Source organism: Kitasatospora sp. SUK 42 (assembly GCF_015776785.2).
In the GTDB taxonomy this organism is placed as follows: domain Bacteria; phylum Actinomycetota; class Actinomycetes; order Streptomycetales; family Streptomycetaceae; genus Kitasatospora.
Genome location: NZ_LFMD02000003.1, coordinates 1,739,261 through 1,754,729, shown reverse-complemented (window position 1 = coordinate 1,754,729; position 15,469 = coordinate 1,739,261). Strand labels below are relative to the sequence as shown.

15 protein-coding genes and 1 tRNA gene are annotated in these 15,469 nt (G+C 74.9%); 6 read left to right on the top strand and 10 right to left on the bottom strand.

All coding sequences use genetic code 11. The features are described 5' to 3' along the window. Positions 1-14: 14 nt before the first annotated feature. Together rlmB and RZ50_RS30160 are read left to right on the top strand one after the other, a co-directional pair. Positions 15-1,004, top strand: a complete 990-nt coding sequence (gene rlmB / locus RZ50_RS17600; protein WP_196951603.1) for a 23S rRNA (guanosine(2251)-2'-O)-methyltransferase RlmB — start codon at positions 15-17, stop codon at positions 1,002-1,004. A gap of 252 nt (positions 1,005-1,256) precedes the next feature. Continuing rightward, positions 1,257-2,849, top strand: coding sequence for a DoxX family membrane protein (locus RZ50_RS30160; protein WP_217680599.1), 1,593 nt, complete (start codon positions 1,257-1,259; stop codon positions 2,847-2,849). Positions 2,850-2,964: 115 nt separating this feature from the next. Here the strand turns inward: RZ50_RS30160 and RZ50_RS17590 are convergent, their stop codons facing one another. From RZ50_RS17590 to RZ50_RS17580, 3 genes are all read right to left on the bottom strand, one after another. Next, on the bottom strand, positions 2,965-3,744 hold the full coding sequence (locus RZ50_RS17590; protein WP_196950420.1) for a nucleotidyltransferase family protein: 780 nt from the start codon (positions 3,742-3,744) through the stop codon (positions 2,965-2,967). 49 nt (positions 3,745-3,793) lie between these two features. Beyond that, positions 3,794-4,240, bottom strand: coding sequence for a hypothetical protein (locus tag RZ50_RS17585; protein WP_196950419.1), 447 nt, complete (start codon positions 4,238-4,240; stop codon positions 3,794-3,796). A 177-nt stretch (positions 4,241-4,417) separates the two neighbouring features. Next, on the bottom strand, positions 4,418-5,509 hold the full coding sequence (locus RZ50_RS17580) for an ABC transporter ATP-binding protein (protein ID WP_196950418.1): 1,092 nt from the start codon (positions 5,507-5,509) through the stop codon (positions 4,418-4,420). A gap of 283 nt (positions 5,510-5,792) precedes the next feature. Between RZ50_RS17580 and RZ50_RS17575 the strand changes: the two genes are divergently transcribed. Continuing rightward, a tRNA-Thr gene (locus tag RZ50_RS17575) sits at positions 5,793-5,866 on the top strand. 65 nt (positions 5,867-5,931) lie between these two features. Here the strand turns inward: RZ50_RS17575 and RZ50_RS17570 are convergent. From RZ50_RS17570 to RZ50_RS17545, 6 genes are all read right to left on the bottom strand, one after another. Continuing rightward, positions 5,932-7,137: a HAMP domain-containing sensor histidine kinase gene (locus RZ50_RS17570; RefSeq protein ID WP_196950417.1), complete on the bottom strand. Its 1,206-nt coding sequence runs from the start codon at positions 7,135-7,137 to the stop codon at positions 5,932-5,934. Continuing rightward, complete coding sequence (locus RZ50_RS17565) at positions 7,134-7,919, bottom strand: response regulator transcription factor (protein ID WP_196950416.1); 786 nt, start codon at positions 7,917-7,919, stop codon at positions 7,134-7,136. The genes RZ50_RS17570 and RZ50_RS17565 overlap by 4 nt, the downstream gene beginning before the upstream one ends. Beyond that, complete coding sequence (locus RZ50_RS29910) at positions 7,916-8,788, bottom strand: hypothetical protein (RefSeq protein WP_305853037.1); 873 nt, start codon at positions 8,786-8,788, stop codon at positions 7,916-7,918. Before RZ50_RS29910 ends, RZ50_RS17565 begins: the two co-directional genes overlap by 4 nt. A 155-nt stretch (positions 8,789-8,943) precedes the next feature. Beyond that, positions 8,944-9,525: a class F sortase gene (locus RZ50_RS17555; protein ID WP_308271702.1), complete on the bottom strand. Its 582-nt coding sequence runs from the start codon at positions 9,523-9,525 to the stop codon at positions 8,944-8,946. A gap of 262 nt (positions 9,526-9,787) precedes the next feature. Then, positions 9,788-10,261: a hypothetical protein gene (locus tag RZ50_RS17550; protein ID WP_217680597.1), complete on the bottom strand. Its 474-nt coding sequence runs from the start codon at positions 10,259-10,261 to the stop codon at positions 9,788-9,790. 347 nt (positions 10,262-10,608) lie between these two features. After that, a complete protein-coding gene (locus RZ50_RS17545) occupies positions 10,609-11,424 on the bottom strand; it encodes a hypothetical protein (RefSeq protein ID WP_196948498.1) in 816 nt (271 codons plus the stop codon). Positions 11,425-11,625: 201 nt separating this feature from the next. Here RZ50_RS17545 and RZ50_RS17540 point away from each other — a divergent pair, with 201 nt between their 5' ends. The 3 genes from RZ50_RS17540 to RZ50_RS17530 all read left to right on the top strand — a co-directional run bounded on the left by RZ50_RS17540 (position 11,626) and on the right by RZ50_RS17530 (position 14,195). Further along, a complete protein-coding gene (locus RZ50_RS17540) occupies positions 11,626-12,897 on the top strand; it encodes an MFS transporter (RefSeq protein ID WP_196948497.1) in 1,272 nt (423 codons plus the stop codon). 183 nt (positions 12,898-13,080) lie between these two features. Next, positions 13,081-13,314, top strand: a complete 234-nt coding sequence (locus tag RZ50_RS17535; protein ID WP_196948496.1) for a hypothetical protein — start codon at positions 13,081-13,083, stop codon at positions 13,312-13,314. 335 nt (positions 13,315-13,649) lie between these two features. After that, the gene (locus RZ50_RS17530) at positions 13,650-14,195 is read left to right on the top strand and encodes a methylated-DNA--[protein]-cysteine S-methyltransferase (RefSeq protein WP_308271699.1); all 546 of its coding nucleotides are present in this window, start codon (positions 13,650-13,652) and stop codon (positions 14,193-14,195) included. Between the two features lie 8 nt (positions 14,196-14,203). On the opposite strand, the gene RZ50_RS17525 is transcribed toward RZ50_RS17530, so the two are convergent. After that, a complete protein-coding gene (locus tag RZ50_RS17525; protein ID WP_254802519.1) occupies positions 14,204-15,265 on the bottom strand; it encodes an ATP-grasp domain-containing protein in 1,062 nt (353 codons plus the stop codon). Between the last annotated feature and the right edge of the window lie 204 nt (positions 15,266-15,469).

The following is a 15,469-nucleotide window of genomic DNA, read 5'->3' as shown; positions in this document are numbered from 1 at the left end:
CAGGAAGTACAGCCATGGCCGGCAACAGCCAGCGCAGGAACCGCCGCAACCCCGGATCGAAGAAGGGCGCGTCTGTCGGTACCGGCGGGCACAGCCGGAAGGCGCTCCAGGGCAAGGGCCCGACGCCGCCCGGTGAGGAGCGCAAGGGCCACCCCAAGCAGCGGGCCGCCAACGCCGCGATCAAGCGCGAGCGGGACGCCAAGGCCCGGGCCGGCATGCGCCGGGCCGGCACCGCCCGGGGCGGCCGCGGAGGTGCGGGCAGCGCCGAGCTGGTCTTCGGCCGCAACTCGGTGGTCGAGGCCCTGCAGGGCGGTGTCCCGGCCAACGCGCTGTACGTCCAGCAGTTCATCGACAGCGACGACCGGGTGCGCGAGGCCTTCCAGGCCGCCAACGACCGCGGTATCCCGCTGATGGAGGCCCCGCGCCCGCAGCTGGACCAGATGACCGGCGGGCTCAACCACCAGGGCCTGGTGCTCCAGGTCCCGCCGTACGAGTACGCGCACCCCGAGGACCTGCTGGTCGAGGCCTCGGACGCCGGTCAGGACGCGCTGATCATCGCGCTGGACGGGGTCACCGACTCCCGCAACCTGGGCGCCGTGGTCCGCTCCGCCGCCGCCTTCGGCGCGCACGGCGTGGTCATCCCCGAGCGCCGCGCGGCCGGGATGACCGCCGGTGCGTGGAAGACCTCCTCCGGCGCCGCGGCCCGGCTGCCCGTCGCCCGCGCCACCAACCTGACCCGCACCCTGGAGGCCTACCAGAAGGCCGGTCTGATGGTGGTCGGCCTGGCCGCGGACGGCGAGGCCGAGCTGGGCGACCTGGAGCTGCTGACCGGTCCGGTGGTGATCGTCGCGGGCAGCGAGGGCAAGGGCCTGTCCCGGCTGGTCTCGGAGACCTGTGACATGCGGGTGCGGATCCCGATGTCCGGGCTGACCGAGTCGCTGAACGCCGGTGTCGCGGCGGGCATCGTGCTGTACGAGGCCGCGCGGCTGCGCGCCAAGCGCTGACCACGGGCGGTCCTCCGTCCGCAGCGGATCTCCTGAATTCTCCGCAAACCGAGTGGAAAGCGATCGGGCCCGACCGGGTCCGATCGCTTTTCGCATGATCATTTCAAGCATGCGCCGGACGTCCACCCGGGAGAGTGTCCTAAGCGGCCGTCACCCGGTTAGACGGGCGTGGACACCAGAACACCTCGGCGCCCCCTGTTCGGCGGCGGCAGCACCGGGATAGACGCGGGCCCAGGGCTCGACACCGTCAAGGTGCCGTCGGACCCCTCGCGCCTCAGCAGCACCCAGGCGAGCTTCCGGCTCCGGCTCGGCACCCCGGTGGCGCCGCTGATCGAGGCCCCGGTCGGACTGCTCTCCACCGGCGCCGCGTTCGGCGACCCCTACGCCAACCAGGGCCTGATCCGCCGTCCGCTGGTCACCCCGCAGGTCGTCGTGCCCGCCTCCGCCGTACCGGCACTGGCCGGGGCGGGCGCCGGGGGCGGTGGCGCACCGCGCCGCAAGGGCCGGGTCACCGCCGTCACCTGGACCGGCCAGGCACCCCCCGGGGACCTCGCGGCCACCCGGCTGCTGGAGGCGGTGCGGCTGAACGGCCCCGGAGGCGGCGTCGGCCTCGCCGAGGCGGACACCCAGGTGCTCCCCGCCTACGCGGGCGCCCGCACCCTCCCGCGCCAGCCGCGCGAGGGCACCGGCACCGCCACCCACGCGGGCGTCGGCCCGGTCGGCGAGCCGCACGGCTGGACCCCGAGCGGCGAACTGCCCGAGGTCTCCGCCGTCGACGCCGAGGGCCGGCAGCCCTGGTACCCCGGCCGACGGGTCGACCTCGGCCTGGTGCTGCTGCCGCTGCGCGCGGTGCTCGGCTCGCTCTCGGTCTACGCCGGGTTCAGCAAGCTCTGCGACCCGGTGTACTTCGACGGCGGCGAGCGCGGCTCGATGATGCGCTGGCTCTCCTCGCTGCACCCGTGGAAGGTCGCCGAGCCGCTGCTCGCCTTCGCCATGGCGCACCCGGTCGGCTCCGGCCTGGTGGTGTCGTTCACCGAGATCGTGGTCGGCGTGCTGACCATCCTCGGCCTCTGGCAGCGGTTCGCGGCCGGGGCGGCGATGGTGCTCTCCGCCGTGCTGCTGTTCACCGTCAGCTGGCGGGCCGTACCGGTCTACGACACGCCGGACCTGATCTTCCTCGCCGCCTGGAGCCCGCTGCTGATCGCCGGGGCGCCGTTCGCCTCGCTGGACGGGCGGCTCAACCTGGAGGCCTGGCGCCGGTACGGCCCGGACGCCCCGGGCGCGCTGCGCCGCCGGGTGCTGCGCCGGGGCACGGTCGTCACCACCGTCGTGGTCGGCCTGACCCTGCTGCTCGGCTCGATGCTGGGCGCGGCCGTCCGCACCGGAGCCCGGCCGCACCAGGCTCCGGCCCGCCCGGCCACCGACTACGGCACTCCGGTCTGGCCGTCGGGCGGCCCGTCCGGCGCCCCGGGCGGCCAGGGCACGTCCACCACGCCCCCGCCCGCGGCCCCGCGCCCGGCCGCCCCGACGCCGAGCGCGACCGCCTCGACCACCGCCCCCTCCGCCAAGCCCTCCGGCAGCCCCTCGCCGAGCGGCAGGCACAGCGGCAGGGCGGAGGGCGGGAACGGCGCCTCCCCGGCACCGGGCGCGTCGTCCGGGGCGCCCTCGGCGGGCTCCGCCCCGGCCCAGCGCAGCAGCCCGGCCGCGGGCTCCGGCACGGCGCCCAAGCCCAGCCAGAGCAGCAGTCCCGGACTGCTCGGCGGGGTGCTGGGCAGCGGGCCGCTGGCCGAGCTGTCGGGCGGCCGTCCGGCCGCCACCAGCCCGGGGGTGGCGACCGCGACCTGACGGCGGCGGCGACGACTTCGGCCGGGGGCTCCGTGGGGGAGCGCCCGGCCGATTCGTCGTGTCCGGGGGCGGCCTGCCGTCCGCCGGCTACTGTCCACCGTCCACCGTCCACCGCCTACCGGGAGTTGTCGCGGTGCGCGGCGAGCTCCTTGGCCGCCTCGGTGAGGTCCTTGGCCGTGTCGATGGCGCGCCAGTACACGCCCTGCGGCAGCTGGTAGCCCGCGAGCCGCTTGCTGCGGGCGAGTTGGGGGAAGGTGGTGCGCTCGTGGTCGCCCACGTCCGGCAGCAGCTCGGCGAACTCCGGGCTGAACACGTACAGGCCGGCGTTGATCAGGAAGGGCGAGGGCGGCGCCTCGATGAAGTCCAGCACGTTGCCGAACTGGTCGGTCTCCACCGCGCCCCACGGGATCCGCGGCCGGGCCAGCGCGAGCGTCGCGACGGCGTCCCGCTCGTGGTGGAAGGCGGCCATCTCGCACAGGCTGAAGCGGGTCCAGATGTCGCCGTTGGTGGCGTACCAGGGCTCGTCCGGCCGGGGCAGCGCCTTGGCCGCGTACTTGAGGCCGCCGCCGCGCCCGAGCGGCTCGGCCTCGACCACCGTGCGGACCCGCAGCGGCAGGTCCGCCCCGTCGAGCCACTCCTCCAGCACGTCGGAGAGGTGCCCGCAGGACACCACGACATCGGCGACGCCCTCGGAGGCGAGCCAGGCCAGCTGGTGGCCGAGGATCGGCGTGCCCGTCCCCGGGATCTCGACCAGCGGCTTGGGGCGGTCGTCCGTGTACGGGCGCAGCCGGGAGCCCTGGCCGCCGGCCAGGATGACGGCCTGGGTGACGGGCGTCGTGGTCGGCCGGGGCTGCGGGGACGCGAGGTCGGCGGTGGGGCTGGAGTCAGCGGTCATGCCTGAACAATAGGGCGCCCGCCAACAGGGCGCCCACCGCAGGGAGTTGTCAGCCGGTGACGCCCGCCGCGAAGGAACCGTCGCAGACCGGGCGGGCGAAGGAACGGGCCCGCTGGACGTCGCCCTGGTACTTGTGCACCGCGGCCTTGCCCAACTCGGTGGCCAGCGAGGTGCAGTACGGCGTCAGCGAGGGCTGCTCGCGCATCGAGCGCTCCAGCAGGTCCAGCGCGGCCGACGGGTTCTTGGCCCGCAGCTCGTCCAACAGGGCCACCCGCAGCGACTCCTGCGGGGCGAGCCCGTCCGGCGCCTTCCCGGCGGTGGCGGTGGACCGCCCGATCCCGGCGCCGTCGCCGCTGGAGGCCGCCACGACCTGCTGGTCGAGCCCGGTCGGCGGGGCCCACGGGACCCTGGTCACGGCGAGGGTGCCGGTGGTCACCAGGACGACCGGCAGGGTCAGGGCGACGGTCTGGCCGATACGGCGCACAAGCTGCTTCACCCTCAGGAGAGTAGCGGTGGGTACGGGCAGGATCGCCCTCCGTTACACCATCGAGTGAAGCGGTGTCCGGGTTCGTCCCTGCACCGGGTTGACGCGGGGGTGTACGCACGGAACCCGCCGGACCGGAGGGGCCCGACGGGTTCCGTGCGATGGCCGGCCCCTGCGAGGGGCCCGCCGTCAGCTGCTCAGGCGGACGCCGGAGGAGGAGGCGAACACGTGGGTCTCCTCGGCGATCGGCACGACGTGGATCGTCTCGCCGCGGGTCGGGATCTGGCGGCCCGGGACGCGGACGACCAGCTCCTTGTCCTCGCCGCCGATCCGGGTGGTGCCGTAGACGAAGCCGTCCGAGCCGAGCTCCTCGACCACGTTCACGGTCACCGCGACGCCCTCCAGGCCGCCGGCGTCGACGATCTGGAAGTGCTCGGGGCGGATGCCGACGGTCACCGTCTTGTCGGTGCCGGCGCCGGCCAGGTCCTCGCGGGAGATGTTGACCACCGAGCCGCCGAACTTCACGCCGCCGTCCACCAGCGGCACCTCGACCAGGTTCATGGCCGGCGAGCCGATGAAGCCGGCCACGAAGAGGTTGGCGGGCTTGTCGTACATGTTGCGCGGGGTGTCGACCTGCTGCAGCAGACCGTCCTTGAGCACCGCGACCCGGTCGCCCATGGTGAGCGCCTCGGTCTGGTCGTGGGTGACGTACACGGTGGTGATGCCCAGGCGGCGCTGCAGGCCGGCGATCTGGGTACGGGTCGAGACGCGGAGCTTGGCGTCGAGGTTCGACAGCGGCTCGTCCATCAGGAAGACCTGCGGCTGGCGGACGATCGCGCGGCCCATCGCGACGCGCTGGCGCTGACCACCGGAGAGCGCCTTCGGCTTGCGGTCCAGGAAGTCGGTGAGGTCGAGGATCTTCGCCGCCTCCTCGACCTTGGTGCGGATCTCCGCCTTGTTGACGCCGGCGATCTTGAGCGCGAAGCCCATGTTGTCGGCGACGCTCATGTGCGGGTAGAGCGCGTAGTTCTGGAACACCATGGCGATGTCCCGGTCCTTCGGCGGCAGGTGGGTGACGTCCCGGTCGCCGATCCGGATCGCGCCGGCGTTGACGTCCTCCAGGCCGGCCAGCATCCGCAGGCTGGTCGACTTGCCGCAGCCGGACGGGCCGACCAGGACGAGGAACTCGCCGTCCGCGATCTGCAGGTCCAGCTCGTTCACCGAGGGCTTGTCCGCCCCCGGGTAAATGCGGGTCGCCTTGTCGTACGTGACAGAAGCCATGGTCGTTCTTCTCCTTCACCGGCAGGAACGTGCCGGACGATCCGAGTAAAGGGGGTCGGTGCATCTCCGCCGACCGCCACTGGTCTGAACCACTGTTCGAGCCGACTTCCGGCGACGCTACCTGCGCGTCCGCCGCTTGTCAGCCCCCCTCAGACCCGTTTTCGGCATCGGTTCCATCACGCCCGCCCCACCCCGCCAACCCTCGGATATCCCCCCACCCCGCCACCCGGGCCCGGTAGACTGCCCCCCGGTGCCGCCGTGATCCATCGCGGACGGCCACCGTGCCTCCTTAGCTCAGCTGGCCAGAGCACCGCTCTTGTAAAGCGGGGGTCGTCGGTTCGAACCCGACAGGGGGCTCGTGTACGTGTGGAGGGCCGGCTCGGTGGGATCGAGCCGGCCCTCCGTGTGTTTCGGGGGTGGGGTCAGTCCGGGGGGAGGACGAGGGTGGCGAGGGCGCCGCCGGTGGGGTGGTTGGTGAAGGTGAGGGTGGCGTCGATGACGCGGGCGTGACCGGTGGCGATGGTGAGGCCGAGGCCGTGGCCGCGGCCGCGTTCGGGGGCGTTGGTGCGGAAGCGCTGCGGGCCGTGCTGGAGGAGGTCGTCGGGGTAGCCGGGGCCGTGGTCGCGGACGGTGATGCGGCGGCCGTCGACGTGGAGGAGGACCGGGGCGGCGCCGTGGCGGTGGGCGTTGAGGAGCAGGTTGCCGAGGATGCGGTCCAGGCGGCGGAGGTCGGTGCGGACCTGCTCGTCGGTGGCGACCTCGACGGTGACGTCCAGGCCGGTGAGGGTGACGGTGCGGCGCACCGCGCGTTCCAGCGGGACGGCGGAGAGGTCGGGTGACTCGGCGTCGGCGTCCAGGCGGGAGACCTCCAGCAGGTCCTCGACCAGGGCGCGCAGTGCCTGGACCCGGTTCTGGACCAGCTGGGTGGGGCGGCCGGGCGGCAGCAGTTCGGCGGCGGTGACCAGGCCGGTGAGCGGGGTGCGCAGCTCGTGGGCCACGTCGGCGGTGAAGCGCTGTTCGTCCTCCAGACGGCGGTGCAGGGTGCGGGACATCAGGTCGACGGCGGCGGCGAGGTCGGCGACCTCGTCCCGGCCGTCGACGAGTTCGCCGATCCGGGTGTCCGTCCCGCCGGCGGCGATGCCCCGGGCGGCGGTGGCCGCGGTGCGCAGGCGGCGGCTGATCCGGTCCGCGACCAGGACGCCGGCCAGCACGGTGGTGAAGACGGCGGCGACGACGGTGAGCAGGATGATCCGGTCCAGGTCGGCGATGGACCGGCGGTCCTGGGTGAAGTCCACCCGGACGGAGAACGCCCCGTCCCGGACCGGCCCGGCCGCCCACATCGACTCGCCCTGCCCGTCGGCCGCGAGCACCGTGCCCTGCCGGCCGCCGGCGGAGAGGGTGCGCAGCCGGCCGGGCAGGGCCGGGTCGTTCAGGGCCGCGCCCCGGCCGGTGACGTCGCCACTGCGCTTGTACTCGGCCAGCGACGAGTCGAGGACGGTGAGCGCGGCGGTGCGCGCCTGGTCGACGTGCTGACGGATCATCGCCCGGTGGACCAGCAGGCCGACCGCCACCGCGACCAGGACGGAGATGGCGGCGACGGCGGTGGCGATCTGGCGACGCAGCGTCATGCCGGGCGCCGCAGCTTGTAGCCGAACCCGCGGACGGTCTCGATCCGGCCGGAGCCGATCTTGGCGCGCAGCCGCTGCACGTGGACGTCCACGACCCGGGTGTCGGCGCCCCACTCGTAGTCCCAGACGCGTTCGAGGAGGGTGGTGCGCTCCAGCACGATGCCGGGCGCGGCGGTGAACTCCAGCAGCAGTCGCAGTTCGGTGGGGGTGAGCGGGACGAGACGGCCGTCCACCCGCACCTCCATGCTGTCGGTGTCCACCTGTAGGCCGTCGAAGCTGCGCAGGGTGACGGGGGAGGGCGGGGTCTCCGGAGTCGGTGGGGTTTCCGGGGCCCGTTGGGTCTCCGGAACGAGCGGGGCGCCCGGAGACGGCGGCGTGTCGGGAGGCCCCGGGACGATGCGGACGCGGCGCAGCACCGTACGGATCCGGGCGACCAGGACGGCGCTCTCGAAGGGCTTGACGACGTAGTCGTCCGCGCCCGCCTCCAGGCCGGAGACCACGTCCACCGGGTCGGTGCGCGCCGACATCATCAGGATCGGCAGCTGGCTCTCCTCGCGGATCCGGCGGCAGAGGCCGACCCCGTCGAGCAGCGGCAGCATGACGTCCAGCAGCAGCAGGTCGGGGCGGACGGCGTGGAAGGCCTCCAGCCCCTCCAGGCCGTCGGCGGCCGTGGTGACCGGGAAGCCGTAGCGCTCCAGCGCCATCCGGGTGGCCTCGCGGATCACCTCGTCGTCCTCGACCAGGAGGATGTGCGGCTGGGCGGGGGTGGCTGCGGGGGTCATCGCTTCGCTTCCGGGAGCACGGCAGGGGCGGAGGGGGCGGAGGGGGCGGTTGGCGCAGGGGTCGGCACAGCGGTCGGCGCAGCGGTCGGGCGAGCGGTCGGCCGGAAGGTCGGGTGGCCGGGGTACGGGGACGGGACGGCCGCGCCGGGGGCTGTTCCCGGTGCGACGGGGGAGGGACCGGCCGTCGGCTCGGCGGTCGAGCCGGTGGGCGGGATCAGGCTGACGCCCTCCTGCCGCCGCTCCTGCAGCGAGAGCCGGACCCCGTCCCAGTGGTAGTAGCTGCTGGTCCGGACGTTGGCGCTGGTCAGCTCGTACAGCTTCAGGTCGGAGCCGACGGTCTCGGCGCTGAAGTTGTGCTGGACCGACACCTGGAGGATGGGCAGGACGCGGTCCTCGGCGAGGGTGTAGACGTGCAGCACGATCGGCCCGGGGGTGGTGACGGCGGTGATCAGCGACTGCCGGCCGTCCCCGGTGAGGTCGCGGAACTCCGGGCTGCGGACCTCGCACTCGGTGCAGGAGTCGAGCGAGCGCCGCTCCTCCGGGCCCACCGCAGGGTCCTTGCCGAGGAGGGCACGGACGTCGACGGTGGTGAGGTCACGGCCGGGGACGGTCAGGCCGGGGATCGGCTTCGGCGGCTCCTGGGTGACGGAGGCGGCGGGTGGAGCCGGTGTCGGGGTGGCCAGGCCGGGCCAGAGCGGCACGGACTTCGGGGGCGGGGTGACGGCCTGGGCCGGCCCGTGGTCGCTCAGCCCGCCGGGGGTGGACCGGCCGAGGACCAGGGCGGCGAGGACGAGGAGGGCGGCCAGGCCGGTGAGGACGGCCACCGGCAGGGCGGCCGTCCGGCGGCGGGGTCGGGGTATCGCTGCCACGGTCGGTGCTCGTCCTCCTGGTCTGCGGCGTCCCTGGGTGCTAGGTCGCACGGACGGCGGCCTGCGGTTCCGACCGCGACCGCGACCCTAACCGGGCCCGGTCGCGGTCGGGTCGGGCAGAGGTCAGGCCCGGTCGCGGTCGGGTCGGGCCGCGGTCAGGCCGGGTCCGCCAGCACGATGATGTTGTCGGTCCAGTGGCCGTCCTGGCCGATCCGCCCGCCGCAGGTGATCAGCCGGAGGGCGGGCGCCGGGGTGTCGCCGTAGACCTCCTGGGTGGGGAAGTGGTCCTTGGCGGCCTGGAGCAGCGTACGGACCTTGAAGTCGACGGTGCCGCCGTCCGCCCGTCGCACCTGGATCAGGTCGCCGGGGCGCAGTTTCGGCAGGTTCCGGAAGACCGCCGGGCCGTGCACGGTGTCGTAGTGCCCGATGAGGACGGCCGGGCCGGTCTCGCCGGGGGTGGGGCCGTTGCGGTACCAGCCGACCTCGTCGCCCCGGTCGGCCGTCGGCACCTGGACCGTCCCGTCCGGGTTCAGGCCGAGGTCGGCCACCGGCGCGTCCACGCCGGCGGCGGGGACCAGCAGGCGGGTCGGCGGGGAGGGCGCGACGGGCTTCGGCGCGGTGGTGGCCCGGGCCGGGGCCGGGGCCGGCGGGGTGTTCACGGTGCTGTGCCCGGAGGTCTCCACCCGCACCACCGGGGTCTCCGCCCGGCCGGACAGCGCCAGCGTGGTGCCGAGCACCAGGCAGAGCAGGCCCGCCGTGCCGAAGGCCGTACGGCGCAGGGCGCTCGGGCCGGGCCGCCCGGCGCGGCGCCGCCCGCGACCCCGTCCGCGCCCGTGACCGTGACTGCGACCGGGTCCTTGACCGTGCTTGCGACCGGGTCCTTGACCGCGCCTGCGACTGGGCCCGGTCCCGTCCGTCGGGGCGGCCCCGGCGCCGCTTCCCCCACCGGCCGGGTACGGGGGAAGGGCGCCGGGGTGCCCGGCGGGCTCGGGACCGGTGTCAGCCGCGCGCACCGGAGCGGCGGCGCAGGACGGCGAAGCCCAGCGCGCCGGCGCCGACGGCCGCGACGGCGCCGCCGCCCGCCAGCATCAGGCCGGAGCCGTCGGAGGCGCTGGAGCCGTCCCCGGCCTGTGCGGCACCCTTCGGCACCTCGCGGACCTGCGAGCCGGTGCCGCCGGGCACCGGCGACGGGACGGCGGCGGGGGTGGCGGTGGGAGCGGCGCGGCCCGGGGCGGCCGGGGTCGGGGTGGCGGTGGGAGCGGCGCCGCCCGGGGCGGCCGGGGTCGGGGTGGCGGCGGGGCGGGAGACGGCGGGCGCGGGGACGGCGCCGCCCGGCGCGGCCGGGGTGGGCTTCGGCGCGCCGTCGGCCCAGGCCTGCCCGCCGGTGAGGGTGGTCAGCAGCGCGGCGCCGGTCATGGCGCAGACCGCCAGGACGCGGCGGGCGGGCGAGCGGTCGGTACGGATCCTGCTCATGCGGTGGATCTCCTCGTGAAGTTGCTGCGTCGGTCTTCGGTACGGGGCACGTCACGCGGTCGCGCACGTGGGGCGGCACTGCTCGCGTGACGGCCGCGGTCGCGGACGTCCGTCGTCGGCGCCGGACGCGTCCGTCCTCGTCGCGGACGCCCTGTGGCCCGTACGGCCGGGGCGTCGACAGCGAAGGTATGAGCGCCGTGTCGCGGTCCTCGGCCGGTCGTGTCACGGCCACCCATCGGCTTCGTAACGGCGGCGGTCGGCTCCTTCGCGACAGAAATCGGCTGACTCCCAGACGCGTTGAGGCGGTGGTCCCGGTCCGGGACCACCGCCTCGTTGCCGTCCGGCCCCTACCGTCCGGCGCGCAGCTGCCGGAGCGTCCAGCCGGGGCCCGGCGGGTCGGACAGCGGGCGGGTGTGGGCGGTGAAGAGTTCGGCGGCGCGGCGGTAGGAGAGGCGGGCGCGGCCGGTGTGCGGGCAGCGGTCGGCGGTGGGGGTGCCGGCCGGGGCGCGGCGGTCGGTGAGGAGGAGCGGACCGGTGGCGCGGCCGGCGATGAGGAGGGGGAGCAGCCGGGCGGTGCCGGGCCGCCAGGTGACGGGGGTGCGGCCGGGCCGGGGGTGGGTGCGGCGGTGGGGGAGGTCGAGCTGGTCGGTGTTCAGTGCGAGCACGGTCTCGATGGCGGCGCCGGATTCGTGCAGCAGGTGCCACAGCGTCTGCTCGCGCAGCGGCGCGCGCAGGGCGAACAGGGTGCGCAGCTCGTCGGGGGTCAATGGTCCCGCGGTTGCGGCCGGTTCGGGCAGCGGGTGCGGGCGTAGGTCGGCGGTCGGGTCGCCGTCGGTCCAGCCCTGGGCGCGCCACCAGGCGACGGCCGCGCGCAGGGTGGAGAGCTCGCGGTTGAGCGTGCGCGGGTCGGTGGTGGCGCCGCGCAGGGCGACGGCGGTGCGCAGCCGTTCGGCGGCGTCCGGGTGGTCGAGCAGGGCGAGCGGGAGTACGGGCGGCCGGGCGCGCCGCCGTTCGGGGCCGGTCGGGGCGGGCCGGTCGGCGAGCGCCCAGGCCCAGGTGCCGAGTGCGATCCGGTAGATCCGCCGGGAGCCCTCGGCGAGCCCGGAGGCGGCCAGGTAGCGCTCGACGGCGAGGCCGTACTCGACCGGGGGAAGCTCTGTCACGATCGCCTTCTTCCGCAGTAAATGCTCGTCGAGGGAATGCTCGGGGATTGCCGACATTCGCAGTAAACAGCACCTCAGGAGCGTTATCCAGAGCTATTTACTGCGGCACTGTCCATGGCTCGGTAAATTGATGCGAAAAGGCTCAAGTTTTTCGCCGGAACCCCTTGAACCGCCTCCCCGGGTGATCGCAGACTGCTGCCCATGGCAGTGGAAACCGAACGGATCCCGGCCCGCCGAAAGCGGCTGGGAGACCGTCTCGCCGTGCTGGGCGAGCGCGACTTCACCCTCTTCTTCATCGGGTACACGACCTCCCTCCTCGGCTCCTCGATGGCCCCGGTCGCGGTGGCCTTCGCGGTCCTCGACGAGGGCGGCGGCGGTACCGAGGTCGGCTGGGTGATGGCCGCCCGGATCCTCCCGGTGGTCCTGGTGCTGCTGGCCGGCGGGGTGATCGCCGACCGGTTCGGCAGCCGCCGCCTGATCCTGGGCTCGGATGTCCTGCGCGGCCTCGTCCAGGCGCTGTTCGCCGTGCTGCTGGCGGTGGGGCACGCGCCGCTCTGGGCGATGGTGGCCCTGGTCGCGGTGTGGGGGGTCGGCGAGGGGCTGTTCATGCCGGCCTTCGGCGCGGTCCTGCCCGACCTGGTGCGCCGCAAGGAGTTGCTGGCGGACGGCAACACCCTGCTGGGGCTGTCCCGTTCGGTGTCCACGGTGGCCGGCCCCGCGCTGGCCGGACTGCTGACAGCGGCCCAGGGCCCGGCGGCGGTGCTGCTGATCGACGCGGTGACGTACGGCGTCGGCGCCGTCGCGCTGGCCGCGACCAGGCTGCCGGAGCGTCCGGCGGCGGACGGTGACCGGTCCTCGATGGTCCGCGAACTGCGCGTCGGCTGGTCGGAGTTCGCCGCCCGCCCGTGGCTGTGGATCACCACCGCGTGGATGGGCCTGTTCAACCTGCTGGTCTGGGCGCCGTTCCTGGTGCTCGGCCCGCTCACCGCGCAGCGGGAGCTCGGCGGCGCCCGTGCCTGGGGCCTGGTGATGGGCGTGTACGGCGCCGGTGCGGTGCTGGGCGGCCTGCTGATGCTCGGCCGCCGGCCCGGCCGCCCGCTCGCGGTGGCCACCGCGGCCGGCCTGGGCTGGGCGCTGCCCTCGGCGGCGCTGGGGGCCGGGGCGTCGCTGCCCTGGGTGGCCGCGGGGGCGCTGGTGGCGGGGGCCGGCTCGGCGGTCTGCGGGACGCTGTTCACCACCACGACGCAGGCGTGGGTCCCGGCGGAGCTGCTCGGCCGGCTGACCTCCTTCGGGGTGCTCGGGGCCTTCGTCCTGGGCCCGCTCGGGCTGGCGGCGGCCGGTCCGCTGGCGGACCGGCTCGGTACTGGCACCGTGTTGTTGTCCGGGTCGGCCTGGCAAGTGGTGGCCGGGGTCGTAGTGTTGGCCGTACCGGCCGTTCGGAATCGGCGTTGGGAGGAGGGCCCGGGACACTGACCCACCCCTCGGACGGCTCCGGGGCGCACCCTCGGCCGCCGGTGCGGCCCACCGCGCACCGTACCGGCCGGCCCCGGAGTGCAGCCCGCCGCTCCGCCCACGCGTGCGTGCCTCCGCGGCGGGCGGGGTGGCCGGGCCGGTCGTACCGTGGAGGGTGCGGGGGGTCGACGGAGGAGATCGATCATGCCCGGTTCGCTCACCATCAGCCACCACGAGTCCGCGGTCACCATGGACCACGGGGACGCGGCGCGGCTGGCCACCGTACTGTCCGAGCTGGCGTACCTGCTGGAGATCCCGGGGCCGAACCGGATCAACGACGCGCAGCTCGCCGCGCTGTGCGAGGGGCGCGCCCCGGACCGTGCCGAACTGTCGCACTGGTCCCAGGCGCTGGCCGCCGAGCTGAAGGGGCGGCTCTGACCCCGGCCGTGCCGCCCGGAGGCGCCGTCCCGCCCGGAGGCGCCGTCCCGCCCGGAGACGCCGTGACGCCCGAGGACCCCACCCCGGCGGTACCGCCCGAGGGCCCCACCCCGGCCGTACCGCCCGAGGGCCCCACCCCGGCCGTACCGCCCGAGGGCCCCACCCCGGCCGTACCGTCCGGAGGCCCCGTCCACGTCGTCGGAGGCGCCACCCGCGCTGCCGGACGCCCCGCCCGCCCCGCCTCAGGCCCGCCGTACGATGGCGCGCGGGGCGACCGCGCCCCCCGGGTGCCGGGTCGGCCGGCGACCGGTCCGGCGGAGGGTGGGGGCCCGAGCGTGCCGCAGTCCTGGTCGATGTCCTGGCTGACGGTGGAGACGCCGCTGCCCAGCGGCCCGATGCACGTCGCGGTGACACCGCTGGGCGTGGCGGCGGCCGGTTACGGCGGCCGGGACGGCGAGGCGCCGCCGTGCACCGACCGGGCGAAGATCACCACCGTCACCGAGCGGATCGGCGCCTACCTGTCGGGCCGCACCCGCGAGTTGGGCCTGCCGATCGACTGGAGCCTCAGCTCCGGACCGCACCGCGCGGTGCTGCAGACCCTCTGGCGGCAGGTGCCGTACGGCCGGACCATCACCTACGGTGAACTGGCCGCCCGCAGCGGGGTGTTCGAGGACGTCGCCGAGCCCGGCCTGGCCGCCCGGACGGTCGGGCAGATGATGGCCGCCAACCCGGTCCCCCTGCTGGTGCCCTGTCACCGGGTGGTGGCGTCGGACGGGATCGGCGGTTTCGGCGGCGGCCGGGTCGGGATCGAGGTGAAGCGCTGGCTGCTCACCCTGGAGGGGGTGCTGGAGCCGACGCTGGACTGGAACGGCCCGCTGTAGCCGGGCGCTCAGCGACGCAGCGCGTGGACCAGTGAGACCCGGCGCGGCCGCACCGGCTGGATCCCGGACACCAGCGTGTACTCGATGCCGCGCAGGTCCGGCAGCCGGACGCCCGCCACCGGCTCCCCGAGTGCCAGCCGGACCGCGTCCCACGGCAGGTTGAGCCCGCACAGCCGGGTCTGGTGGAGCCCGGCGGCCGGGCGGGTGTTGACGTCGATGACCACCGGCCGCCCCTCCCACCGGCGGAACTGCACGTTGCACAGGTACGCCATCGCGCTCGCCGAGACGAGCCGCCGTACCGGGTCGAGGTAGCGCTCCTCGGTGGTGAAGCCGCGGCGGCGGCCGTCCTTGGTGCGTCCGACCACGGTGAGCGGGCGGCCGTCCCGGTCGGCGAGGCAGTCCACCGAGACCTCCGGCCCGTCCAGGTGGGGCATGACCAGCAGGTCGACCGGCTCGCCGCCGGGCCGGTCCGGCTCGGCCAGGGCCGCGGCCACCTGTTCGACCTGGACCCGGTGGTCCCAGCCCCGCAACCGCGCCGCGCCGTACGGCTTCCGGGTGAGGACGCGGAAGCCCGCGCCGCCCGCGCCGGTGGTCGGCTTGAGGCAGGCGGTGTGTCCGGCGTCCTCGATCCGGTCGACGGCGTCGAGCAGCTCCTCGGGGGTGCGGACCCGCCACCAGGGCGGGGTGGGCAGGCCGGCGGCGGCGATCGCGGTGTAGCCGTCGGCCTTGCTCGCATGGGTGGCGATCGCGGTGGCGGGCGGGCAGAGCAGGGTGGTGCCGATCGCCTCGAACTCCGGCCGGGCCAGGGCGATGGCGAGCTGGTGCAGTTGGGGGAGGAAGACGTCTATCGAGTGCCGGACGCAGTAGTCCAGCGCGTAGCCGACGTAGGCGTCGACGGGCAGGTCGGCGGGCTCCGGAGTGCCGTGGTCGGCGGCGGCGAGCACCGGGGAGTCCGGGTCGGCGTGCGTCGCGTGGACCACCACCGGGCGTGTGGCGGTGCGCAGTTGCTCGATGAAGAAGACGTTCTCGGAGTAGGTGCGGTTGAGCCAGACACGTACGGGTGAGCCCATGTGTCCTCCCCATGGCCTGAATTGACGAAGAGTCAGAGGACTCTAGCGGCTTGTTCGACGGCTTCGAACGGCGGGGTCGACGCGTGGGGGAGGTGTCGGGGGGCGGTTCGGGTGGGCCTGTCGATGGGAGAAGATGGGGTGCGGGATTCCGGCGGTTTCGAATGGGGAATCGAACAAATATCGATCAGGTGATCTATTCGTACT